The organism is Yersinia sp. FDAARGOS_228, assembly GCF_002073315.2.
GTDB classification, from domain to species: domain Bacteria; phylum Pseudomonadota; class Gammaproteobacteria; order Enterobacterales; family Enterobacteriaceae; genus Yersinia; species Yersinia intermedia.
Genome location: NZ_CP020409.2, coordinates 3,572,030 through 3,592,436, shown reverse-complemented (window position 1 = coordinate 3,592,436; position 20,407 = coordinate 3,572,030). Strand labels below are relative to the sequence as shown.

The window sequence follows — 20,407 nt, the reverse complement described above, 5'->3', positions numbered from 1 at the left end:
TTTGACGCAAAAAAACCCGCGAGTTCGCAGGTTATTTTTTAGCCAAATAATATAATTAGAAATTGAGCGTAGATTATCTTTGGGCCGTTGAATGTGGCGGAACTTTATTAATAATACCCGGCGTCATAATAGAGCGAATAAATGTCTCCATTGTAATAAAGGTGTGTCCGCAATTAATATTGGTACACTGATTATATCTCTCTTTAGTTTCGGCAGATATTTCACGACTGGATCGAGTATGTGCTGTGCAACGGCAAATAGGGCATCGCATCATAATAAACACCTCAACGTTCATTTGAGCTTATTGGCTATTTTAAATTATTCAAATGAATAAATCATCTGTTTGTATTCAACAAGTTATCCATCAATAGCTTCATAGCTTATATCTGATAGTAGAACTTCAAGTTCGAGGTTTGTCGTATAACCGCTATTATTGAGCGAATGAATAACTTTAGTAATTATCCACGGCTGGTTATCGATCACTGACTTAAATCCTTTCACTTTGACAGGGGTTTCCGGGTATAGCTCTGGCCTGCCAACGGCCAAAGTAATAGAAAATTCCGCCACACCACGTTGTAATTTATCCCATTTTGCCTGGGCAGCGCGTATGGCTTGCGCTTTGCTGGCATAAGTTGTCGTCAGGGTAAACGTGTTATCCGCTTCGCCCACCATATATTCACCCTCGCGAGTTTCCTGCTCTTTAGTGGTTTTTTTCTTCGCTTCCGGTTTCGCTTTGGGGTGTTGTAACGCCCTTAAATGCTGTTCCTTGGGTTTGCGCTGGAGCTTCACTTTTTGCTTTTGCGGCTTCGGGTCTTTGGTGTGTAACCACTTAGCTGTAACGCCGGTGTAAGCGCCCCGATCAGCGATGGCAAATTGGTGCCGATCGCCGTCGCTGCGAGTGAGAGTGACTGGTGGAATGGGGTGACCACTGGCCGTTACGCCGCGACCAGCTACGAGAAACAACAGCTTCCCCGCTTTGACGGAGACTTCGCCTCCGTTCCGTTCTGCAAGGCGAGTGAGGAATTTAGCGTCGGACTCCTGCGACTGGTCGATGTGCGGAATTTTAATTGAGGCTAATGCCGGAGCTACGCTGGCAATGAGTTTGTTCCGCGTGGCGATGGCTTCAACGATAGCGCCGAGCGTGGTGTCATGCCATGATCCCTCGCGTCTGGAATTTAGTGTTCCACGAAAATCTGCACTTCTGGCACGGATGGTCACGGTATCCGGTGCGCCGCGATGTTCCACTTCATCAACGGTAAAGCTGCCTTTACCGATCAGCGCAAATCCTTTCCAGCCGAGAAACAACGTCAAAACAGCACCGCGTAGCGGCAACTCAACCCGTCCGTCTGCGTCATCAAGCTCAATATCAAGCTGGTCGGCTTCAAAGCCGCGATTATCAGTCAGCGTTAGATTTATCAAGCGGTTGCTGATATTTCCGGTAATATCACGACTATCAAGCGTTAACATAAAATCCGGCATCAAGATGCTACCCGCATATTTTGTCAGCACATCTAACATTAACTCGCCCCCACTGCGCCAGCCAGTTTTGCGATCATATTGCCGTTATTGCCGATGAGCGTTTCGCTCTGTTTACCTATATCGCCATATAGCGCTGCGAGCGATTCATCCACGCGGGTGAGAGTTAGCGTAAAATCGATTTTGCGCGGAGTACCGTCGGCAAAAAACACGCTACCGGTTTCATTCACCGAGTTAATGACATACATACCGTAAATCATGCCGGTGCCATCCAGCAATGGCCACGCGCGGCCTTCTTCCGCCATCAGTCTAAGTGTGGTCATAGTCATTTTACCGCCCGTGAGTTCGGGATAAAGCACACCCCCAAGTGTGATTTTCTCTTCGCCAACCCCAAGAAACTGAAAAGCATCACGCTGACCAACCCGACTATTAGACGGCCAGCGATACTCCGCATTACGCTGAAAATTCTGGTAGGGCAGTGTCTGCCGCATAAAAACAAACATACCGAGTGCGAGCATCATGGTGTGTTATCTCCTTATCCATCGAATGTCATGCTGGCACGCATACGGGCGCGCTTTTCCCGTTCATATTGTTCGAGAGCATCGCGAAGCTGGCGGTTAAGATTGTCACTCGTTGAGACGTCACCAGAGAGCGTGATGTGGTAATCGTTTTTGCTCTGGTCAACGAAAGAGCGGCCCGCAGGTGCGGTAACTGGCTGATAGGCCTGATAGCCACCATAAGTACTGGTCGCTGGAATGTAGGAGCCGCTCTGGGTCACGGCACTGGCTTTAGCCGCAGTTTGGTCAAGTGTGCTGGATTCCTTATTGATAATACCGAGCTTTTCCAGCACCCAATCAATACCACTGCGCAATTTGTTAAAGGCATTGAGCGGCAGCATCAGCGCATCAGCCAGCGCCTGACCAAATATCACGCCTGCATTGCGGCAACTGTCGAGTGTTTCTTTACTGGATTTCACTGGTGCAATGAGGTCTTTAAACCATTGCCAGACCTTTTGCAGGCCTTCGCCGAGGGAATCAAACATCGGCTTAAGCGGCGCGAACATTCCACCGATCGGTGCAAATGCTGCCTTGAGTCCAGCAACTACACCACCAAAAAATGCGCTGATAGGTTGCCAGTATTTACGGATAAGTAACGCGCCGGCGGCAATGGCTGCTACAACAGCCACCACCGGCCAACTGATCGCACCAATGGCAGTCATAATCGCGCCGCATACCGAGGTGAACACGGTGCCTAGCGCGCCAGCCGCAGCAATAATGGCATTCACACCAGTGATAACCGGCCACGCCACGAGGCCAATGGCTCCAATTATGCCGACAATGCCAAGGGTCACCGCAGCAATAGTGCCTAATGTCTGAGCCAATCCTTTGTTTTTCTGGATCCAGAGATCCAGTTTCAACACATATCGGGTGGCCGTGTGTACCAGTTTGCGCAGTGAAGACTCCTGTTGGTCATATAGGTCAGTCCCCACGGCCTGATATGCCGACTGAAATGCTTTAAAGTTGCCGCCGAGGTTGTCCTGCATAATGTTGACCAGTTCCTCGGTTTTGCCGTCAGAAGCTTTAAAAGCAGCGGTAAGCTGGTCGAGTTTACCGGTTACCGCAGCGGTCATTAAAACTGCAGCGGCCGAACTGGCTTCCTCGCCAAAAATGGTTTTCATGTATTCGGCGCGTTGGGCAGTACCCAGTTTATTTTGCTCAAAGCTGGCCTGCATCTCTTTCAGGATGGTAAAAATTGGCCGCGTGTTGCCTTTGGGGTCGGCAGTTTTTACCCCCAGCTCTTTTATTGCATCCCACGCCTTACCGGTCGGAGCCTGTAAGCGACTCAATACTGCACGACTTCCCGTACCCGCCATTGAACCGGTGATTTTTGCATCATGCAGTGCGCCGACCATAGCGGCGGTTTCCTCAATACTGACACCGGCATTTTTCGCCACCGGGGCGGCGTAGGTTAATGCATCACTGAGACCATCAAAATTAGCGGCGGTCTTATTCATGGCCATTGAGATCACATCACCTATATGCGCGACCTTATTGTTTGCAAGCTGAAAGGCTGATTTCATCCCCATCAGCAATCCGGCGTTTTCCTCCATCGTGCGTCGATTCGCCAGAGCCATATTTAGCGTGACCGGTGTCGCAGCCTGAATGGCGTCCACATCACCGCCCGCTTTGGCGATAATAATCTGCGCACCCGCAGCATCGTCGGCAGAGGCTGCGGTATTATCGCCAAGTTGGCGCGCCTGTTTGCGTAATGCCGCCATTTCTGTGGAGTCTTTTGCCACGCCGAGCACCGCCTGTAACTCGGAATTTTTCTGTGCAAAGTCATAACCGGATTTCAGCAGCGCAGCACCGGCTAACGTGCCAGAAGTTGCAATCCCTACACCAGCAGCCCCGATTGATGCCGCATTACCCGCCAGCTCTTTACCCGCCTGATAGCGCTGCTTTACCGCGTTGAGTTTTGCCTGTTGCGCACTGACCCGCGCCAGCGCTTCACGCTGACGATTGAGCTGTGCCGTGGTTTCGCTAATGGTGCTTTTCAGACGTCGTTCATCTGCCGCCAATGTGCGTGTATTAATACCCGTCTGGTTGAGTTCCTGACGCTGGCGCTGTACTGCCTGTCGTAAGCTATTATGTTTGAGCTGAAGAGCGGCGGCATTTTTGCGGGCGGCCTCCATCGCCTGAGCCTGTGCGCGGGTCGGCTGTTCGGTGTTTCTAAACTGAATAGCTAACGCGTGAGCTGCTTCTTTTGCTCTTTTCAGCTCCTGACCGGTGACGGCAAGCTGCGCGCTGGTCTTACGGAATCCCTCAATACGGGATGCCTGACCGCTCAGTTCGCGTAATGATTTTTGCGTTTCCCGAATATTCCCAGACAGCGATTTACTCGCTGTCTGAATGGATTTAAACGGGCGCGTTGCTTGGTCAACAGCCTTGAGTAATACCTGTAACTTAACGTTGTTACTCATGGGTATTTCCACTTCGCTGGAGCGCTTTTTCGCGCCATGTGATGAGTTCGGTCAGACTCAGGGGATATAACTCTGATGGTGGCCAGTGGAATATCACGGCAATATCTGCCATCAAATCATCGACCGAAAGTTTCTTCGGGAAATCTACTGCACCGAATTCGGCGATAAAAAACCCACCACCTTACCAGCCAGTGCCACAAGGTCGGGCAGTTCTAATGCGGCGATTTCCTGTTCAGTCAGTGACGGATAAGTCATACGCGGCAACACCTTAATCAGCGCGTCAACCTCAGAGTTCGCTACTGCCGCCAGACTGACACCGCGCAGGGTCCCGGCATTGGGTTTGATCAGGGTGATACTCGCGACTTCCTGCCCGCCACGTTTAACTGGGCTTTCCAAAGTGACGATATTCTCGTTTTCTTTCGTCATAATTTTCTCGTTTCACTTAGTTTCAGGGGAAACCGACCAGCCTGACTGACCGGGTAAAAATTACAGGCCGATATTGCGGCGATGCTGTTCGAGGCGGTCGACGCCATTCACCTTCTCAATCAGATTAAGGGTGTCTATTTCGACCAATTCTTTACCGTCCAGCGTCAGCTTGAAGTAAGTGCAGACCACCGAGATTTTCGCTTCAGTATCCTCTCCCTCTTTGCCTTCGCCGGTGTCGATCTCTTTCTGGCGACCGCGCATCACGACTTCGACGGCCACCGTTTCGCCACTATCATCGCGCTGGTAAGAGCCAGAAAAACGAATCGGTACCGCATTGATACCAGTGGCAGCATACAACTCCCAGATAACCGCATCAGGGAAACCGCCAAGCGACCATTCCATTGACAGGGCATCATCATCCAAACCGAGATCGACCGGAGCACTGCCATTCATGCCCGCACCGCGATAGTTTTCGAGCTTACGGGTCAGTTTGGGTAACGTAATTGACTTGGCGACGCCCTGATAACTGTAGCCATTCAGGAACACATTCATCATTTTCAGTTTGCGTGGCATTGCCATTGTTCAGGCTCCTTATTTGCTGTTAACCGAGGAGACTAGATTTGCCAGATACTTATCGGTGATACGCTGGCGTAAGGTCAGGTTTTCTAGTGGCGGTACCGGCGTATAGTCATAATCAATATACAGTTTTCCGGCTTTCAGGGTTTCGGCGTCATTGGCTTCTTCATCAAACCAGCAGCTTGCATCGATGATATAGCCGTTAGTTTTCAGCTCGCGAAATTTGGCATTGATGCCATCTACGATGTCGCGAATCAATGTGGCGGTGACAGGTTTATCCACCGCCCATCTATGCCCCTCGGCCAGGGTATCGGCGATAACCTGTGCGGTGCGGGTATAGTTTTCAAATAGGAATAGTGGGTCATCCGCGCAGGTACGGTTGCCCCAAAAACGAAAACCATCTTTGCGGATCAGCGTGGTGACACCGGATTCATTGAGCAGGTCGGCATCAGTACCCGGTTCTTGTAAATCCCAGAATACCGAGGCGCTGATACCGGTGACGCCATTGATGCCGACGTTAGACAGCGTTTTGTGCCAGCCCTGTTCATGGTCGATCTTGGCACGCAGACCAAGTGCGCGAGCGGTGGCGTAGGCAATAGTTGTCGTGTTAGTCGCAGTATTCCATGCCAGAAAATCCGGCCAGATCACCATCAGCTCACGCTGGTTGAAACTCTCGCGATAGGCTTTCGCTTCGGAAACAGTCTTACAGTCCCACGCGCTGACATAACCAAATGCACGTAGTTTCTGGCAAATTGGTGCCAGTGCGGCAGCGACCTCTTTGGTGTCCAGTCCCGGTACCCCAAGAATACGCGGCTTAACACCAGTGACCGCCTCGGCGGTGAGTAGGGCTTTCAGGCCGGTGTATTTACCGTTTTCGTCAGTGGTGCCAATGATGTTGGAAACTGTCTGCGCGAGTTTGGCTTCATCATCATCGCCGGAACCCTCCTCCACACGCACAACAACAATGACGGGTTTCGACTGATCGGCAATAGCTTGTAATGCTGCGGCCAATGTGCCTTTTTTACCAGCTTTGGCGATGGCGCTCTGTACATTGGTAATTAACACCGGCTCATTGAGGGGAAATGTTGCTGCATCTGCATCGCTGGCCGTGCAGACCATACCAACAATCGCGGTTGAGACAGTAGAAATGACACGGGTACCGTCGTTGATTTCGATGACCTGTACGCCGTGGTGATAGTCACTCATCTGTTTAACTCCGTGGTTAAGAGATGAGTGTTATTGTCCAGTTGGTCTTTATAAGGTGCTATTTATCCGGGTTGGATAAGGTCTGACACAACAGCAAGAATAAGAAACGCGGGCAACTGCCCGCCCGAATTACTCCGGTTGCTCCGGCCAATCAATATCCGGTGCCGCTGATATATCTAACTGATTAAGCTGAACGCGATATTTACGCCATGCTACCAACTCAGATTCGGCTGTTGGAGTGGCTATATTAAACTCAATACTGTCTTTGAGGATTTCAATTTGAGTCTTGGCTTCCTCCAGTAAAATACTTTTCTTTTGCCTCGCTTCGGTTAGGTAATATTGTTTTTCTGCATCGGTATCTTTAATCCATTGGGTGCCATTCCAGCGATCAAACTGGCTTGTTGGAGCAAGTGGTGTGGTATTTTCTGGTAAGAAACCGAGCTGACTGATGGTTTGCGGCTCCCCAGTTTGTGTGTTGTACACTTCGGTTTGGCGATGATCTTCGATATATTCCCACTGTTGGGTTTCTTCATTAAAAATAACCGCATATCCCTTTTTAGCGGGTAAAGGTTTTATTTCTGTGCAGGATGCGGGTAGCCCAGTATAGGGCGCAATGTAGTAATTACTTTTCCCAACAAATTCTTTAGTCTCATAATGATAATTAAAAACAGTAACAGTCTGCTCTTTGTCTGACATTACAAAAGCCATGATTATGCAGCCCTCACAATGTAGTTAAATGCCATATTGACGGGACGGTTTTCATTGGCAGTAGGCACTACGCGGGAAGCATCAAATCTCTTGGTTGTTGCTCCATTACCACCACTATTATTGGCATGGTGTCCAAAAGCATTACCTTCCTGATAGAACGCTCCCCCACAGCCATTCCAATATGAGTTACCGGCCAGATTTTGTATGTAGAATCCGGTAATGTTCCTGATGGCATCCCCCTGAAAACTCAGCAATGTACGACCGCCATCAAGGTTGCGTCCATTGTCCCAACCACGAATAAACAGGCCACGCAAATCAGGTAATACACCGCTCGGATAGGCCAGCGCCAATTGTGGGCAATGTGCTTTATCAAACGCCTGACCATTACAAATTATCCAACCTGTTGGCGGTGTGGCTAATGGCCACGGCAGTGGAATACCGACAGGTAAATTATCTTGTGCGCGTAAATAACGAGAATCGCTTTCTGCTTTGTTGTAAACCCCAATGTTATGAGCAAACAACGGTTTGTTGGGGATGTCAGAGCCATTACTGTCTTTTGCCAACTTAGTATCAAGAGCGTCTGCAAGTGCCTTCAAGCTACCAAGTTCAACCGGAACATCACCTTTCAGAAAATTAATCCATGTACGCACAAACTCGGTGGTCGCTATTTGCTGATTATTGGTATTTTGTACTGGTGTTGGTGCTGTTGGTATTCCCGTCAAAGCTGGGCTGTGTTTGAACGCGTATTGGCTATGTGGGTTCGCGGCATCAATATGCTTTTGATGTAAAGCATCGGCGTACTGTTTAACCTCAATGATTTTATTATCAACATGTTGACGCGTTGCCAGCACTACTGACGGATCAATTTTTAACTCTACTGCACTGGCACTGGAAACAATTAAAATCATTCGAATAGTTTGAGTTCGTCCACTTCCCTCCTGTAACAATGGCTTGTATGTTTCAGGGCAGTTTGCGACGGCAATTAACATTCCTTCACTGTCAAACAGACCGATTTCACGAATAAACCAGCCGCCCTCATTTTCGGGAATAACCTGCTCGACAATAATCTGATTTATATTTTGCGGGTAGAGCATATTAACTACGCCTCGCCTGACTTCATTTATTAGCGTTGTTTGTTCTGGATTTGGCGTTACAGCCTTTCCGCCACCATCCCCGACAGACATATGGGTAATTTTTAACGTTGTCTCTAATGCTGCTGCATTGGCCAACCGGGCCGCACCCTGATTAGTCAAAATTGCAAAATATTTCGTAGTCATTGGTTTACACGTTCAGTGAGTCAATTAAATGTATAGCTGAAGCTGGGAAGAACTCGCCCCCGACGGTGATTTCATCCGCTATATAGGGGTAGATGGTCAGCGTTTCACCGTGATAACAACTTGCACCGACAAATAGGCTACCGCTTGAACTTAGACTGATATTAAGGCCTATTAGGTGGCGGCTTGCTGGTTTGGCATCATTAATTAAAAGCTCGAGCACCTGATACATTTCGTCAGTAATACCACTGTCGAGCACTCCAATAACGAGGCGAAAAGTGCCGGGTTCCTCGTTAAGCTGCCACCACTCTTTAATCTCAATCAGATAGCCAAGCGGTTCCACCGCCCGCCGCAATGCACTGATAGTGCCTTTGTGTTGATGGATAAAAAATGAGGATGCAATAACATGGCGTTTAGTCGCTTCCGGCCAGTTAAAATCCCACCGGTCAACCGACAGCGCCCACGCCAAATAAGGTAACAGTGCGACAGGACATCGCTGCGGATCCCACAATGTGCGCAGTGGCACTGGCACTCGGCTAATTTCAGCCGCAGCCATTGCGGTGGCGACTTCCAGCACCGACGAACCCACGGGCAACAAGCGATTATCACTCATCCGTCCCCCCTATAGTGATCGTATATTCAGTGCAATAAGATGCCTGGTATTTATCGAGCACCATGTCATGTGCCGGCGAAGCCAGTTCCACACGCTGCACTCCTTCAACGTGAAGCGCGGCATGGATGGCCGACAAGCGAATATCCCTCCCGATCCGATGCTGCAAGCTGATATAGGTTTTGAGTTGCTGTTCTGCCGCTTGTCTAATGGGTTCTTGCTCGGGACCGGGGTAAAAATATAACGTCGCATTAATCTGATATGGCACAATCTTGGCGCTCTGTACTGTTACACGGTCGCCCACCGGGCGCACGTCATCAGCATTGAGCGCTTTTTCTACGGCGGCCAGTAGATCAGAATTAGCAGTGCCGTCATCTTCACGTGATAGCACAGTAATGGTCACACAAGCAGGGGTAGGACTGACAACAGAAATATCCGCAACACGCCCGTCAGCGCTGCGACCATGATACTCATAAGCCCCGACCGGCCCCGCCACACTCAGCCCCTCGAATGCCTGCTGTGCTCGCAGACGCAAATCGGTGTCAGACTCCATCACTGCCGGTGTGGGTGGAATTGTGGTGTTATCTGCCGGGGTGATGGTAAGCCGCTCGGTATTGTTGTTTGCCGCCATCACGTCAAGATCATGACCAACGGCATAGGCCAGCATATTGGCGCGGGCTGCTTCGTTAACTCGCTGACGCCAGATAACCTCACGGTAAGCATTTTCTTCAAGGAGTTTGGTCAGCGGTTCTGACTCCAGTGCTAGCGTGCGTGCAACGGCTTCCTGCTGTTCTTCGGGGAACAGAGAAATCAGTGTCGCTTTGCGCTCGGTGAGGATGGTTTCGAAATCAAGCTTCTCTACCACATCCGGCGCGGGGAGCTGGTTCAGGTCGATAATCGGCATGGTTTCAACTCACAGGAAGGGTTAACAAAAGATTTTCGCCCGTTTCAGCGTGTTGGCCAGTCAAGTTGACCACCATCTGACCGTTAAACCGGTGTTCTGTGGTCACCGAGGTCAACTTTACGCGCGGTTCCCATTTGAGGATCGCCATGTAACAAGCCACCTTGATTTGCAGCTCAAGGGCGGGAGTTTGCGGCTGGTCAATCATGGAAGACAGCAACGAACCATAATCACGGCGCATCACACGCGAACCAATGGGCGTAAGCAAAATATCACTCACACTTTGACGAATATGCTCTGCATCGGTGATCGCCCGACCAGTAGTGCGACTGATACCGATGTAACCTGCGGTCATAGTGGCGCTCCTGTTGTGCCGCCGCTGTCGCCTGGGTGTTGGTGGGTATGCAACACTTTGCCGTTTGACGACAATGAACCGCCGCTATGTTCAATATTGCCGCTCATCTTGCCGCCTTTTTGTACCTCTAGTGAGCCAGCAATCAGCGTATTGGTGCAAATCACTTCGGGCGAGTCGAGAGTAATGCGGGTTGATGCGCTAACCCGTACTTCTGGCACGGAGGCGATAAGAGTTTGCGATGCGCTGATATCGGCGGTTTTAATGCCGCACACCTTCAGGGCGCTGGTTTTCGGTTCATACTCAATAATGGCACCATCAGGGAAAGCTAGATGTAGGGCATCCGCCGATTCCGAAGGCGCGGGATGGTCATCAGAAAAAATCCCCGGCAGCACAAAAGCAGTGTCGAGTTCACCGCCGACCGCCAGAATTAATACCTGCTCACCTACCGATGGAGCCCACCATATGCGCGAACGTCCAGCGCGGTGAGTCAACCACTGGAGCCAATCGGTATAAATACCCCCCGTTTGCACACGGCAGCGGCCAGCAATCAGGTCGGTTTCGACAATCACGCCAGTGCGGATCATATTGCGCAGCATGCGGGCAAGTTCTTGAATATTAGCGAGTGTGTTCATAACAAATAGATTGCATAAGATATTGTTGTAAACCAATTAGTTGATGCTCTGCTATCGTTGATACAACCTGATTAGAGATTATTATTCTGAGTTCAACTAAAAGATTAAGGAAAGAACATGAAGGAAAGTGACTACAACAGGGCGTTTGGGATTAGGAAGTTCTATGCCAGAAAGGCAAGATACGACAGAAATTTGCTGGCGCTTGAAAAGGCACATGAGATTAGAAAATTTGAAATTGAGCTGTATTGGAAGCGAACTGCTTATTTTTGGACATTAATCGCAGCAATGTTTGCTGGGTTCTTACTGTTAGCTTCAAAGCATTCTGAAAAAGCCATTGATAATGCTGACCTGTACCTTATTTTCATTGCCTCAACCGGTTTTGTCTTCTCATATGGTTGGTTTTTAGTTAATAAGGGCAGCAAGTTTTGGCAAGAAAATTGGGAGTTTCATATTGATAGGCTTGAAGATGAAATAACGGGTCCACTTTATAAAACAGTTCTACACCGACAAAACTGCATGGAAAAAAATAAAAAATGGAAAGAGTTGATGCATGCACCACAAAATTTTTCAGTATCCAAAGTTAATCAGTTTATAGCGGTATATACAATGTTTTTGTGGGCGATATTGATGAGTATTCCAAGCATGTCATTTGGGAACTATTTATTTATTATGCTATTTATCTTTTTTATTCTTAAACTCATGAATAAGCATTGTCAGAGCGAGATAAAGGCTGAGGAAGAACCAATGAAAATCAAAACTATAAATAGGAAAACTGAGTTTTAAAGTACATTGAAAGTGAAAGTATATTGCCAATAATCATGACAGAATTTCGGTAATTATTTTCTCAATGACTTTATAATCCTCAGAGTTAAACCCCATCAATGGTCGTTCTGGATATTCCACCGCAGCACTGTTGCGACCCGGTTTATCCTTTAGGCCATATTGATGCACTCGGGCAATACGCTGTACCTTGCTGGTAAACTCCACCACGGCAGCATTGTCATCGCCTTTGGCTTTCATAAAGCGGTTGGTACGCAATTTTGTGAACATCTCCCGCTTGATTCGGCCTTTCTTTGCTTTGATCGGTTGGCGTTTTCGCGGAGCATAGGGCGTGCCATCAGGCGATTTTTGGGATTTGATTCGCTGCTGCTGACGTTGGCGCAGCTTCTTCGCAATTTCGACAGTCATACGGCGACGGCTTGCGGGTGATAGTGCAGCAATCAGACCAGCCAACTTATCTTCAAATGGTTTAAATTCATTCATTCCACTGACTCACCAGTTCACCATTAATCCACATTTTTGCCGGTCGCGTTATCGGTTCTGGTCGCGGTGGCTCCGGTATGTTTTGTACATGTAACGCGCCGTCGCCCTCCCTGACAAGGGTACGCTCGGTCAGTAACAGGTTGATACTGATATCAATGCTATTGTCGTTATTGATATCGGTATACCATGTAAAGCCTTTTTTCTGGCCTTCATCAGTGGTCATAATGTCGGGCTGACTTTCACGTAACCATGCCATTATCGGCACCAGCAGTAAATCAATATCACCAGTGAAATCCGTCACCACTACATTGAGAGTGTACTGTTTTTCAAATGACAGTGAGGCGGCCAGTGTGGCGGCAATTTTGCCGTTATCGACAAATAAACGCAGCATATCGGGATTGGTACGCAACACCGGCACAGCATCAGTGAGGGTCTTGCGCAAACTGTCGGGTTTCAGCATCTAATTCATCCTGACATTGTTTAACAATTTCAACCTGTAACGCACAACGTTCAAGTGCATGCTCAAGCTGACGAATATCGGCACTCAAATCGCCGTTAGTTGTCGGGTCGCTGCCGGGCATCGGGCAAAGGCTGACTCTCGGGCATCCGCTGTAAACAATGACTGGCGGATGCACAGGCGGGGCGTCGGTGCATCCGGCGCACAACATCAGGCAAATCAGTGCGGTACCAGCGGCGAAAGGTTTCGTTTTCATTGAGTAATCTTGTGATGGTTTGTTCTCGCTGTGCTGCCAGTTTTCCGGCGGCATCAAGCTTCCGACGCAGGGCAACCTGTGCTCTCTCATTTTTCTCAGCTCGGTTGGCAGCAACGTTAAGTTGATTTTTTAGCATGCTAATCGTGTTTTTTTGCTCGTTAGTGACACGATTAGCTCCCTCAAGCGACCGGCTTAATTTGTCGTTCTCGTCACGCAGCCATAGCACACCGAACACGGCCAGAATTAGCAACACGATGAGTGTTTTCATTGCGTTCCCTTAAGACAATAAGCACGTTCACGCTGGCGGCGATTCTCCAGCCCTTTACTTTTGACTCCATTGACGTATACCCAGCGAGAGAGTTGATTACATGCCTGTTCCCATTGTCGGTGTTTTAGATACGAAACCAGCGTTGAGCGACAGGCGGCTGCCGTACCGACGTTAAACGAGAAACTGACAAGTGCATCGTAAACCGGCTGCGGCATGTCTACCGGCACACAAGCCGCCAGTTGTTGCTCAACATGGAGAACATCGGCGACTAAGTTTTCCGCCGCATCACGCTCGGTAATATCTCTTTTAGGTACAACGCCAGCAGTGTGACCAATACCTGATGTCCACACTCCTGCGCTGCATTGATAGGGCCGTAGACGGCATCCCTCAAGGTCTGCGATCAGATCAAGACCTTCCGGCGAGGTCTGTAGCAAATGAAAATCGGGCATCAATATCGTCAACGCCAGCACCACACCGATACTGCAACGTTTAACGATTGAGTTCACGAGTCACCCCTGTATTAAGCCCCATAGATCTGAGGTAATTAAAGGTTTTGCGGCGATACCAGAAATTAACCAGCGCGGTAAAAATGGCGCAGCTCCCACCGATATAGAGTGCAAACCTATCTGGCGTCTGTGTACCGAACCATGCAAGTGCTACTGATAACCAGTAAGTAATAAATGTGCTGATCTTCTCCATTGTCAGTCCCACAGGTTTACAGTCTCTGTGACAGGTGAGGTTTGAACATCTGGCAACTCAACGGGAGTGCCATGTGACAGCACTGCCCCAAGTTCTGCCAGCCCCGGATTCGCGGCGAGCACCGTTTCAAATACTCCCTCTGTGTACCCGTAATATCGAGCGCAAATGAGGTCAAGGGTATCGCCTTGTTGTGCAATGATTTGCATCAGATGTGGCCCACAATACAGCGTGGTTTATCTTGGATGCGCGAGACCGACCAGCGCATATCCCGCCACAATTCATCAATAGTACTGTCGATACTGTCAGCTTTTTTGTCGCCTTTGGCACTGGCATCCACGCCGCGATAACGTTCATACAAGGTCGCGGTCGCCATTGCACAAACGGCGCGCACATAATGGAAAACACGAATATTCTCCCCATCGACTTCATCCGACGGCACATCTATAAGGCGGTTAAACCCAGCGGCGACTTGCTGTTCGCGAAAATCGTGTAACTCTGCATTGGTTTCTGCCATACCGGTTTTAATGGCCTCCCGTAACCGGGCTGGGGCGATGGTTTGCTCAAGGCGCATCAGGTCACGAACGCGCTTCGGATCAATATCGGGAAAGAAGAATGTGTTCTTTATCAGTGGCTCGTCATGTGCAGATGGCGGAATGACTACGGTACCACCATGTGGCTGTTTATCTTTTGGGGAAATAATCACTGTCGTCATGACAACCTCAAAATAGAGGGCGGTGAACGCAAGCGTTGATCTGGCAAGTTGTCGCGGCTTGCGTGCCGCCCGGCGCGGGGCGCGTTTGGTTAGCGGCTGGCTCTGCGCAGTTGGCTCTCCAACCGTTCAATATCTTTTTTCACACCGCAATGGCTATTGAGCTGTAACGCGCGCCTGAGATGTACCAAGGCTGATTCGGTTTTGCCATTGTCCCGCAGGACTATACCAGCGATTTTGTGTAGCTTGGCGCGCACTTGATCGGGCATATCTTCGGCATCGGTCAGTTCCATTGTGGCCAGCAGGTGGTCGATATTGACGGGCTGGCCAGCACTATGGGCGCGAGTGGCGGCATCGGCCACATCTTCAGCCAATAAGTAAGGCGTAGAACGTTTATAGCGATCTGGCATCACGAGGCGATGGTGCAAAGCATAACGGGCAATCTCCAGCGCACCGGCAATATCGCCAATATCCAGCTTCCACACCATAACCGTCATCAATACCGCATCTTGTGCGCCTCGACCTTCGCTCAATACTCCGTTCACCCAAGGGGCGTAATAGGGCAGCATTTCCCGTTTGCGTTCAGCTTTGCGCTCCATTGAATGCACATTTTTCAGAGCGCGAATATCTTCAGCCAGTTTTAGTAGCATCAGTTCATAGCGATTGGCATGGCGCAGCGGCTCATCAATTTGCTGCGCCGCCTCCGCCGCTAAAACTCGCATCATGTGCCGTCTGGCGGGGCTTAACATGGTTTAGGCTCCAGTCTCTGAATGTTCGTTTTTTGTTTCAGTCAATAGTTGGATATTTTCAATCAGGCAACCACAACCGTATTCCTCCACCACATAATCCTGTTTGATGGATTCGTAGTTTTCGATGCGATCGCGGCGGGCAACTTCTTCGATATGACGGCGGTGGCTGTCGTCCATAAAATAGATCGATAGGTTGTCCAGACGGGTTACTAACATGGCGTTGGCAGGGAAGTAGGGTACGCGCACCGCTGGCAAGTTGCCGATACGTTTCTGGCTGACAATCACATCCGCTGTCAGCATTTCGCTATTGGGTTGTTTTTGGTTAATCAGTGGGAAATATTTATCGACTAACAACTCACGGCCACAGATCACCACTAAATCGGGGTCTTCCTGATGCCAAGGGTCAATCATGGTATTGGTGGCATCAAATACCAGCGCATCGAGGTTTTTATAGTCGCCATTTTCGCCGACACGAATCACGCTGGAAATTATCGCACCCTCTTTACCGGTCACTTTATCCATCACCCGTTGCGGTGCTTCGTTGCGGTATTTTTGCAACCAGCCTACGGCTACATCTTGCAGCATTGGGTTTTGCTGACGATTGGAGGTAGCCGCACGTTTCACACCGTTAAAGCCCGCCATGATGTAATCCAATGCCTGACGTTTGGCGATGGCATCACGTAGCCGTAGTTGAAAATCCTGATACCGCGCCCACAGATCCAGCGTGTTATAGCGGATATGAAAATCGAAGTTCATCTGTTCACACTGATAACGGCGAGCTTCTAGCGCGGCAAAGTCAGCGGTTTCACGCTCGTCGCCAGTCGCGGTATCGGTAGTGCTGGCAATAGAACCGGTGACGCCGATACCGATTTTCTCACCCGTTAACTCGGCCACCGGCACCATATTGATACGGCTGAGAAACTCGGATGACTCCTGCACTCGGGTCATCAGGGTTTGGGTAACCGACGGCTCGACGCTGAATTTCTTCGTCACATCGCTCACCTCAATGCCATTCAATTTGGCAACCTGAGTCAGGTAAGCGTTGAATTTGATTCGGGTATTAGGTCGCATGAGGCTCTCTCAGTCTGGTTATTAACAGTTAGTCAGAAAGGTTTCGTCACCATTACCGCCGTTGGCCATCGGGCGGCGCAGTTGGATCAGGCTTTCGCTCTGGTCGAGGCTGGCGTGCAGGTGAGAAAGTTGCTGCTGATTGGCTTCAATCTGTTGCTCAATTTGTTGAAAACGCTGCTCGTTAGCATCAGCCTGAACTTGCAGCTGTTCGGCTACGGTGGTCACAGCGGCGTGGATATCAGTAAAACGGGCATCGTCAGAGGATTGCTTGCGATTAAACAGCTCTTTTACCCGGCTAAGTAGACTGATTCCGGGTTCAGGAATTTCTTCAAATTCAATCGCGGCCTCAACGGCAACAGAGAACAGATCGGTGGGTTCCAGTTTCTTACCCGCCAGCGGATTAGTTTTGGCGCGGGCGCAGAATTCCAACATTTCAGTCCCCAAGCTGGCTGGGTCATCAGTCACCGCCAAGCCAATCAGATAGCATTTACCGCTGTTGGAGAAATTCGGGCGAATCTCCATTGAGGTGTAAACCTTTTGTCGGGCTTGCACCATCGCGACCAGATCGTCGGTCGGCACCACCTTGGCATATAACGCCCACTTACCGTTTAGCGCGGAATCATCGTTGATTTTCTCGGCTTTTAGCTCAACCACATCACCGTAACGACGAAAAGGGCTGTCAGGCAGTAAACCTTTAATGTGTTCCAGATTAATGCGGCAGCCATACACGCGCGGGTCAAAGGTATCGGCCATTTGCTGAATGTCATTACCGTCGATAATACGACCATCGCAAGTATCACCTTCGACGCCGATACGGAAAAACTTAGAAATTTTCTTGGCCATAATGGGAGTCCGTGAATGGGTCAGTTAAATCAGCGCTAGTTTCCTGACTCCCAAGCTCCATCGCCACCACTCTAAATCCTTTAATCACTGACACAACAGTGAGTTGAGGAAGAATTAAACTCGTTTTCGTAGCCTTGCGCTCATGATGACGACCCCAACTACTCTTATCAGTGACCCACGGCGGCAGGCGGCTTTGCTTTACTGGCAGGGCTTTTCTGTGCGCCAGATTGCCGAGATACTGAACCAGAAAGCGCCAACCGTGCAGAGCTGGAAACAGCGGGATGCCTGGGAGGACGTTTCCCCGGTATCGCGCGTGGAGAGCAGTCTGGAAGCGCGGTTGATTCAACTGATCATGAAAAATAACAAGGAGGGTTGCGACTACAAAGAGATTGACCTGCTAGGCCGCCAGATTGAGCGATTGGCACGAGTTAACCGCTACAACCAAACCGGCAATGAAGCCGATCTGAATCCGAAGATACGTAACCGTAATAAAGGGGAACGTAAGGCAGCCGAGAAGAATGTGTTTAGTGACGCGGCTATTGACGCGCTGAATGATATTTTTCTGGAAACTACGTTTGAATATCAGAAAGGTTGGTATCGGGCTGGCTTGCAGCACCGTATTCGCAATATTCTTAAATCGCGCCAAATTGGCGCGACCTTCTACTTTGCCCGTGAAGCACTAATAGATGCGCTAACCACTGGGCGTAATCAGATCTTCCTGTCAGCCAGTAAGGCACAGGCCCATGTATTCAAAAACTACATCATTGATTTTGCCCGGCAGGTAGAAGTTGACCTGAAAGGCGATCCGATGGTGCTGGCCAACGGTGCGCGGCTGTTCTTTCTCGGCACTAATATCCGCACCGCTCAGAGTTACACCGGCAACCTGTATCTTGATGAATACTTTTGGATACCCAAGTTTCAGGAGCTGCGCAAAGTGGCTTCGGGTATGTCATTACACAAAAAATGGCGTACCACCTATTTTTCCACGCCATCCAGTCTGGCCCACAGCGCTTATCCGTTTTGGTCTGGCGAACTGTTTAATAAAGGGCGTAAAAACAAAGAACAACATATTTATGTCGATCTCAGCCATAGCTACTTGATGCACGGTGCGCTGTGTGGCGACGGTCAGTGGCGGCAGATTGTCACTGTCGAAGATGCGTTGGCAGGCGGCTGCAACCTGTTTGACCTCGACCAACTCGCGCTGGAATACAGCCCAGCGGAATATCAAAACCTGCTGATGTGCGAATTCGTCGATGATAAAACCTCGGTATTTCCGTTCGAAGAGTTGCAGGGCTGCATGGTCGATAGTCTGGAGGAGTGGGACGATTTTAATCCTTACTCCTATCGACCTTTTGGTTATCGGGCGGTTTGGTTGGGTTATGACCCATCTCACACCGGTGATAGTGCGGGATGTGTGGTATTGGCTCCACCGCTGGTCCCCGGCGGCAAATTCCGCATTTTGGAACGCCATCAATGGAAGGGAATGGACTTCGCCACTCAAGCTGAATCCATCAGAACCCTAACTGAAAAATACTGTGTGGAATATATCGGTATCGACGCCACGGGCATTGGGCAGGGCGTTTATCAACTGGTGCGGGAGTTCTTTCCGGTGGTGCGGGAAATTCGTTACAGCCCGGAGATTAAAACCGCGCTGGTGCTGAAAGCCAAAGACCTGATCACCAGTGGGCGGCTGGAGTATGACTCCGGCCACACCGATATCACCCAATCTTTTATGGCTATCCGCAAAACCATGACCGCCAGCGGTGGCCGAGCCACTTACCAAGCCAGCCGCAGCGAGGACGCCAGTCATGCAGATATCGCATGGGCGGCGATGCACGCGATGATTAACGAGCCGCTAACCGCCGGTAACGGTTATACCCAATCTTCAATTCTGGATTTTAACTGATGAGCAAACGCAAAGGCCGCAAGGCAGTAAAATCAACCAATCTAACTCGGCAACCGCAGCAACCAATGGAAGTGTTTAGCTTTGGCGAACCTTCTGCTGTGTTGGATCGCCGTGACATTCTGGATTACGCCGAATGCATTGGTAACGGCAAATGGATTGAGCCGCCGATCAGTTTCACCGGGTTGGCCAAAAGTCTGCGTGCGGCGGTACATCACAGCTCCCCGATTTATGTGAAACGTAATATTCTGACCAGCACTTTTATCCCACATCCGCTGCTCAGCGCCCAAGAGTTTAGCCGCTTTGCACTGGATTTCTTAGTATTCGGTAATGCCTTTTTGGAGAAGCGCTTCAATCGCTTAGGCAAGTTAATGCGGCTGGAATGTTCACCGGCCAAATATACCCGCCGTGGAGTAGAAGATGATGTGTATTGGTTCGTGCAATCTTTCCGCGAACCGCATCGCTTTGAGCCAGGCACGGTATTTCACCTGATTGAACCGGATATCAATCAGGAGCTTTACGGCTTGCCGGAATATCTCAGTTCACTCAACTCAGCATGGCTGAACGAATCGGCCACGTTATTTCGTCGCAAGTATTTCCAGAATGGCGCACATGCCGGTTATATCATGTATGTCACCGATGCGGCCCAAAGTAATACCGATGTAGAAACCTTACGCAACGCCATGCGCAGTACCAAAGGGTTAGGGAATTTTAAAAATCTGTTTTTCTACGCCCCAAATGGCAAACCTGACGGTATCAAGATCGTCCCACTCAGCGAGGTGGCCACCAAAGACGATTTTTTTAATATCAAAAACGCCAGCCGCGACGACCTACTCAGCGCCCACCGCGTACCACCGCAGATGATGGGTATCATCCCCAATAACACCGGCGGATTTGGTGACATAGAAAAGGCCAGTCAGGTGTTTGTAAGGAATGAGTTGATGCCGTTGCAGGAACGAATGAAAGAGGTGAATGAGTGGGTAGGGGAGGTGGTTGTGGGGTTTAGGGGGTATCTTCTGTGATCCATATCTTATCAGTAATAAAC

General features: G+C 49.7%; 28 protein-coding genes. 3 read left to right on the top strand and 25 right to left on the bottom strand.

Annotation, left to right across the window (positions count from 1 at the left end; genetic code table 11):
- Positions 1-73 precede the first annotated feature (73 nt).
- The 14 genes from A6J67_RS16690 to A6J67_RS16625 form a co-directional block, all read right to left on the bottom strand.
- Positions 74-274, bottom strand: a complete 201-nt coding sequence (locus A6J67_RS16690) for an ogr/Delta-like zinc finger family protein (RefSeq protein WP_080608297.1) — start codon at positions 272-274, stop codon at positions 74-76.
- Between the two features lie 83 nt (positions 275-357).
- Entirely contained in the window at positions 358-1,518 is a 1,161-nt protein-coding gene (locus A6J67_RS16685; RefSeq protein ID WP_080608296.1) for a phage late control D family protein, read from the bottom strand.
- The gene (locus tag A6J67_RS16680) at positions 1,518-1,997 is read right to left on the bottom strand and encodes a phage tail protein (protein WP_050877693.1); all 480 of its coding nucleotides are present in this window, start codon (positions 1,995-1,997) and stop codon (positions 1,518-1,520) included. Before A6J67_RS16680 ends, A6J67_RS16685 begins: the two co-directional genes overlap by 1 nt.
- A 14-nt stretch (positions 1,998-2,011) precedes the next feature.
- Positions 2,012-4,456, bottom strand: a complete 2,445-nt coding sequence (locus tag A6J67_RS16675; RefSeq protein ID WP_080608295.1) for a phage tail tape measure protein — start codon at positions 4,454-4,456, stop codon at positions 2,012-2,014.
- Positions 4,449-4,568 (bottom strand): GpE family phage tail protein, encoded by a 120-nt coding sequence (locus tag A6J67_RS16670; protein ID WP_071777697.1) that lies wholly within the window; start codon positions 4,566-4,568, stop codon positions 4,449-4,451. Before A6J67_RS16670 ends, A6J67_RS16675 begins: the two co-directional genes overlap by 8 nt.
- Before the next feature lie 32 nt (positions 4,569-4,600).
- Positions 4,601-4,882, bottom strand: coding sequence for a phage tail assembly protein (locus A6J67_RS16665; protein WP_080608294.1), 282 nt, complete (start codon positions 4,880-4,882; stop codon positions 4,601-4,603).
- 60 nt (positions 4,883-4,942) lie between these two features.
- The gene (locus A6J67_RS16660) at positions 4,943-5,461 is read right to left on the bottom strand and encodes a phage major tail tube protein (protein ID WP_080608293.1); all 519 of its coding nucleotides are present in this window, start codon (positions 5,459-5,461) and stop codon (positions 4,943-4,945) included.
- 12 nt (positions 5,462-5,473) lie between these two features.
- Positions 5,474-6,664, bottom strand: a complete 1,191-nt coding sequence (locus A6J67_RS16655) for a phage tail sheath protein (protein ID WP_080608292.1) — start codon at positions 6,662-6,664, stop codon at positions 5,474-5,476.
- A 129-nt stretch (positions 6,665-6,793) separates the two neighbouring features.
- The gene (locus tag A6J67_RS16650) at positions 6,794-7,360 is read right to left on the bottom strand and encodes a tail fiber assembly protein (protein WP_226967850.1); all 567 of its coding nucleotides are present in this window, start codon (positions 7,358-7,360) and stop codon (positions 6,794-6,796) included.
- Positions 7,361-7,374: 14 nt separating this feature from the next.
- Positions 7,375-8,649, bottom strand: a complete 1,275-nt coding sequence (locus tag A6J67_RS16645) for a phage tail protein (RefSeq protein WP_080608290.1) — start codon at positions 8,647-8,649, stop codon at positions 7,375-7,377.
- Between the two features lie 4 nt (positions 8,650-8,653).
- Entirely contained in the window at positions 8,654-9,259 is a 606-nt protein-coding gene (locus A6J67_RS16640; RefSeq protein WP_050162476.1) for a phage tail protein I, read from the bottom strand.
- A complete protein-coding gene (locus A6J67_RS16635; RefSeq protein ID WP_080608289.1) occupies positions 9,252-10,160 on the bottom strand; it encodes a baseplate assembly protein in 909 nt (302 codons plus the stop codon). The genes A6J67_RS16640 and A6J67_RS16635 overlap by 8 nt, the downstream gene beginning before the upstream one ends.
- Positions 10,161-10,164: 4 nt before the next feature.
- On the bottom strand, positions 10,165-10,512 hold the full coding sequence (locus A6J67_RS16630) for a GPW/gp25 family protein (protein WP_080608288.1): 348 nt from the start codon (positions 10,510-10,512) through the stop codon (positions 10,165-10,167).
- Positions 10,509-11,144 carry a phage baseplate assembly protein V gene (locus A6J67_RS16625; protein WP_080608287.1) on the bottom strand — a complete coding sequence of 212 codons (636 nt, stop codon included), beginning with the start codon at positions 11,142-11,144 and terminating at the stop codon, positions 10,509-10,511. Before A6J67_RS16625 ends, A6J67_RS16630 begins: the two co-directional genes overlap by 4 nt.
- A gap of 117 nt (positions 11,145-11,261) precedes the next feature.
- On the opposite strand from A6J67_RS16625, the gene A6J67_RS16620 reads away from it, so the two are divergent.
- The gene (locus A6J67_RS16620) at positions 11,262-11,927 is read left to right on the top strand and encodes a hypothetical protein (RefSeq protein ID WP_080608286.1); all 666 of its coding nucleotides are present in this window, start codon (positions 11,262-11,264) and stop codon (positions 11,925-11,927) included.
- Positions 11,928-11,960: 33 nt separating this feature from the next.
- Here the strand turns inward: A6J67_RS16620 and A6J67_RS16615 are convergent, their stop codons facing one another.
- From A6J67_RS16615 to A6J67_RS16565, 11 genes are all read right to left on the bottom strand, one after another.
- A complete protein-coding gene (locus tag A6J67_RS16615) occupies positions 11,961-12,407 on the bottom strand; it encodes a phage virion morphogenesis protein (protein ID WP_080608285.1) in 447 nt (148 codons plus the stop codon).
- The gene (locus tag A6J67_RS16610; RefSeq protein WP_080608284.1) at positions 12,400-12,867 is read right to left on the bottom strand and encodes a phage tail protein; all 468 of its coding nucleotides are present in this window, start codon (positions 12,865-12,867) and stop codon (positions 12,400-12,402) included. Before A6J67_RS16610 ends, A6J67_RS16615 begins: the two co-directional genes overlap by 8 nt.
- Positions 12,830-13,075, bottom strand: a complete 246-nt coding sequence (gene lysC, locus A6J67_RS16605) for an Rz1-like lysis system protein LysC (RefSeq protein ID WP_080608283.1) — start codon at positions 13,073-13,075, stop codon at positions 12,830-12,832. The genes A6J67_RS16610 and lysC overlap by 38 nt, the downstream gene beginning before the upstream one ends.
- The gene (gene lysB, locus A6J67_RS16600; protein ID WP_080608282.1) at positions 12,963-13,388 is read right to left on the bottom strand and encodes an Rz-like lysis system protein LysB; all 426 of its coding nucleotides are present in this window, start codon (positions 13,386-13,388) and stop codon (positions 12,963-12,965) included. The genes lysC and lysB overlap by 113 nt, the downstream gene beginning before the upstream one ends.
- The gene (locus A6J67_RS16595) at positions 13,385-13,894 is read right to left on the bottom strand and encodes a lysozyme (protein ID WP_080608281.1); all 510 of its coding nucleotides are present in this window, start codon (positions 13,892-13,894) and stop codon (positions 13,385-13,387) included. The genes lysB and A6J67_RS16595 overlap by 4 nt, the downstream gene beginning before the upstream one ends.
- Complete coding sequence (locus tag A6J67_RS16590) at positions 13,878-14,099, bottom strand: primosomal protein (protein WP_080608280.1); 222 nt, start codon at positions 14,097-14,099, stop codon at positions 13,878-13,880. Before A6J67_RS16590 ends, A6J67_RS16595 begins: the two co-directional genes overlap by 17 nt.
- Positions 14,090-14,293, bottom strand: coding sequence for a tail protein X (locus tag A6J67_RS16585; RefSeq protein ID WP_080608279.1), 204 nt, complete (start codon positions 14,291-14,293; stop codon positions 14,090-14,092). Before A6J67_RS16585 ends, A6J67_RS16590 begins: the two co-directional genes overlap by 10 nt.
- Positions 14,293-14,799, bottom strand: a complete 507-nt coding sequence (locus A6J67_RS16580) for a head completion/stabilization protein (protein ID WP_080608278.1) — start codon at positions 14,797-14,799, stop codon at positions 14,293-14,295. The genes A6J67_RS16585 and A6J67_RS16580 overlap by 1 nt, the downstream gene beginning before the upstream one ends.
- Positions 14,800-14,888: 89 nt before the next feature.
- On the bottom strand, positions 14,889-15,545 hold the full coding sequence (locus tag A6J67_RS16575) for a terminase endonuclease subunit (RefSeq protein ID WP_080608277.1): 657 nt from the start codon (positions 15,543-15,545) through the stop codon (positions 14,889-14,891).
- A gap of 3 nt (positions 15,546-15,548) precedes the next feature.
- Positions 15,549-16,616: a phage major capsid protein, P2 family gene (locus A6J67_RS16570; RefSeq protein WP_080608276.1), complete on the bottom strand. Its 1,068-nt coding sequence runs from the start codon at positions 16,614-16,616 to the stop codon at positions 15,549-15,551.
- Positions 16,617-16,637: 21 nt separating this feature from the next.
- On the bottom strand, positions 16,638-17,459 hold the full coding sequence (locus A6J67_RS16565; protein WP_080608275.1) for a GPO family capsid scaffolding protein: 822 nt from the start codon (positions 17,457-17,459) through the stop codon (positions 16,638-16,640).
- Between the two features lie 142 nt (positions 17,460-17,601).
- Here A6J67_RS16565 and A6J67_RS16560 point away from each other — a divergent pair, with 142 nt between their 5' ends.
- Both A6J67_RS16560 and A6J67_RS16555 read left to right on the top strand, forming a co-directional pair.
- Positions 17,602-19,365, top strand: a complete 1,764-nt coding sequence (locus A6J67_RS16560) for a terminase ATPase subunit family protein (protein ID WP_080608274.1) — start codon at positions 17,602-17,604, stop codon at positions 19,363-19,365.
- Complete coding sequence (locus A6J67_RS16555) at positions 19,365-20,384, top strand: phage portal protein (protein ID WP_105165846.1); 1,020 nt, start codon at positions 19,365-19,367, stop codon at positions 20,382-20,384. Before A6J67_RS16560 ends, A6J67_RS16555 begins: the two co-directional genes overlap by 1 nt.
- Positions 20,385-20,407 lie beyond the last annotated feature (23 nt).

What these genes read in the sequence shown, in the direction of transcription:
- A6J67_RS16675 (WP_080608295.1), bottom strand. Translation starts at nt 4,456, where the DNA reads ATGAGTAACAACGTTAAGTTACAGGTATTACTCAAGGCTGTTGACCAA.
- lysB (WP_080608282.1), bottom strand. Translation starts at nt 13,388, where the DNA reads ATGAAAACACTCATCGTGTTGCTAATTCTGGCCGTGTTCGGTGTGCTA.
- A6J67_RS16585 (WP_080608279.1), bottom strand. Translation starts at nt 14,293, where the DNA reads ATGCAAATCATTGCACAACAAGGCGATACCCTTGACCTCATTTGCGCT.
- A6J67_RS16645 (WP_080608290.1), bottom strand. Translation starts at nt 8,649, where the DNA reads ATGACTACGAAATATTTTGCAATTTTGACTAATCAGGGTGCGGCCCGG.
- A6J67_RS16690 (WP_080608297.1), bottom strand. Translation starts at nt 274, where the DNA reads ATGATGCGATGCCCTATTTGCCGTTGCACAGCACATACTCGATCCAGT.
- A6J67_RS16620 (WP_080608286.1), top strand. Translation starts at nt 11,262, where the DNA reads ATGAAGGAAAGTGACTACAACAGGGCGTTTGGGATTAGGAAGTTCTAT.
- A6J67_RS16625 (WP_080608287.1), bottom strand. Translation starts at nt 11,144, where the DNA reads ATGAACACACTCGCTAATATTCAAGAACTTGCCCGCATGCTGCGCAAT.
- A6J67_RS16680 (WP_050877693.1), bottom strand. Translation starts at nt 1,997, where the DNA reads ATGATGCTCGCACTCGGTATGTTTGTTTTTATGCGGCAGACACTGCCC.
- A6J67_RS16560 (WP_080608274.1), top strand. Translation starts at nt 17,602, where the DNA reads ATGATGACGACCCCAACTACTCTTATCAGTGACCCACGGCGGCAGGCG.
- A6J67_RS16630 (WP_080608288.1), bottom strand. Translation starts at nt 10,512, where the DNA reads ATGACCGCAGGTTACATCGGTATCAGTCGCACTACTGGTCGGGCGATC.
- A6J67_RS16615 (WP_080608285.1), bottom strand. Translation starts at nt 12,407, where the DNA reads ATGAATGAATTTAAACCATTTGAAGATAAGTTGGCTGGTCTGATTGCT.
- A6J67_RS16650 (WP_226967850.1), bottom strand. Translation starts at nt 7,360, where the DNA reads ATGTCAGACAAAGAGCAGACTGTTACTGTTTTTAATTATCATTATGAG.
- lysC (WP_080608283.1), bottom strand. Translation starts at nt 13,075, where the DNA reads ATGTTGTGCGCCGGATGCACCGACGCCCCGCCTGTGCATCCGCCAGTC.
- A6J67_RS16660 (WP_080608293.1), bottom strand. Translation starts at nt 5,461, where the DNA reads ATGGCAATGCCACGCAAACTGAAAATGATGAATGTGTTCCTGAATGGC.
- A6J67_RS16670 (WP_071777697.1), bottom strand. Translation starts at nt 4,568, where the DNA reads ATGGCAGATATTGCCGTGATATTCCACTGGCCACCATCAGAGTTATAT.
- A6J67_RS16635 (WP_080608289.1), bottom strand. Translation starts at nt 10,160, where the DNA reads ATGCCGATTATCGACCTGAACCAGCTCCCCGCGCCGGATGTGGTAGAG.
- A6J67_RS16580 (WP_080608278.1), bottom strand. Translation starts at nt 14,799, where the DNA reads ATGACGACAGTGATTATTTCCCCAAAAGATAAACAGCCACATGGTGGT.
- A6J67_RS16685 (WP_080608296.1), bottom strand. Translation starts at nt 1,518, where the DNA reads ATGTTAGATGTGCTGACAAAATATGCGGGTAGCATCTTGATGCCGGAT.
- A6J67_RS16655 (WP_080608292.1), bottom strand. Translation starts at nt 6,664, where the DNA reads ATGAGTGACTATCACCACGGCGTACAGGTCATCGAAATCAACGACGGT.
- A6J67_RS16555 (WP_105165846.1), top strand. Translation starts at nt 19,365, where the DNA reads ATGAGCAAACGCAAAGGCCGCAAGGCAGTAAAATCAACCAATCTAACT.
- A6J67_RS16665 (WP_080608294.1), bottom strand. Translation starts at nt 4,882, where the DNA reads ATGACGAAAGAAAACGAGAATATCGTCACTTTGGAAAGCCCAGTTAAA.
- A6J67_RS16610 (WP_080608284.1), bottom strand. Translation starts at nt 12,867, where the DNA reads ATGCTGAAACCCGACAGTTTGCGCAAGACCCTCACTGATGCTGTGCCG.
- A6J67_RS16570 (WP_080608276.1), bottom strand. Translation starts at nt 16,616, where the DNA reads ATGCGACCTAATACCCGAATCAAATTCAACGCTTACCTGACTCAGGTT.
- A6J67_RS16640 (WP_050162476.1), bottom strand. Translation starts at nt 9,259, where the DNA reads ATGAGTGATAATCGCTTGTTGCCCGTGGGTTCGTCGGTGCTGGAAGTC.
- A6J67_RS16565 (WP_080608275.1), bottom strand. Translation starts at nt 17,459, where the DNA reads ATGGCCAAGAAAATTTCTAAGTTTTTCCGTATCGGCGTCGAAGGTGAT.
- A6J67_RS16575 (WP_080608277.1), bottom strand. Translation starts at nt 15,545, where the DNA reads ATGTTAAGCCCCGCCAGACGGCACATGATGCGAGTTTTAGCGGCGGAG.